General features: G+C 36.3%; 1 protein-coding gene. It reads left to right on the top strand.

Annotation, left to right across the window (positions count from 1 at the left end; translation table 11 throughout):
- Window positions 1-151 precede the first annotated feature (151 nt).
- Window positions 152-666 (top strand): translation elongation factor Ts (tsf, locus tag ACRCJ0_RS17980; protein WP_431391504.1); only part of this gene is annotated, 515 nt, incomplete at its 3' end.

The following is a 666-nucleotide window of genomic DNA, read 5'->3' as shown; positions in this document are numbered from 1 at the left end:
ATTGCTTTAGTTGAAGATTACTTCAATTAGTAGTAAAATATAAACAGTAGATGGCTATCTGATTAAGTTTGTCTAAGCTATATTCGGCTTTCCTTCTTAGTTAAGATAGCCTTTTTTTAAAGAATGCATGCAATTAGGAGGAAAATTTTAAATGGCAATTACTGCAAAACAAGTTAAAGAATTACGCGACCGCACTGGTGTAGGTATGATGGATGCTAAGAAAGCCTTAGTTGAAGTTGACGGAGATATGGACAAAGCTATCGACTTCCTACGTGAAAAAGGTATCGCTAAAGCTGCTAAGAAAGCTGACCGTGTTGCTGCTGAAGGTTTAACTAAAGCTGTTGCTAAAGGGAACGACGCTGTAATTGTAGAAGTTAACTCTGAAACTGACTTCGTTGCACGTAACGATCAATTCGTTGAATTACTAGAAACTGTTGCATTAGCTATCTTAGAGCAAAAACCTGCTACTGTAGAAGCTGCTTTAACTGATGTAACTGTTGAAGGTAAAGACTTAGATACATACATTAAAGAAAAAGCTGCTGTAATCGGAGAAAAAATCTCATTACGTCGCTTTGAAACTTTAACAAAAACAGATGACCAAGAATTTGGTACTTACTCTCACCAAGGTGGACGTATTTCTGTTCTTACATTAATTGACGGTAACAG

The organism is Aerococcus sp. L_32, from assembly GCF_050689315.1.
The sequence above is the reverse complement of the archived record's forward strand: the minus strand, read 5'-3'. Positions and strand labels throughout refer to the sequence as shown.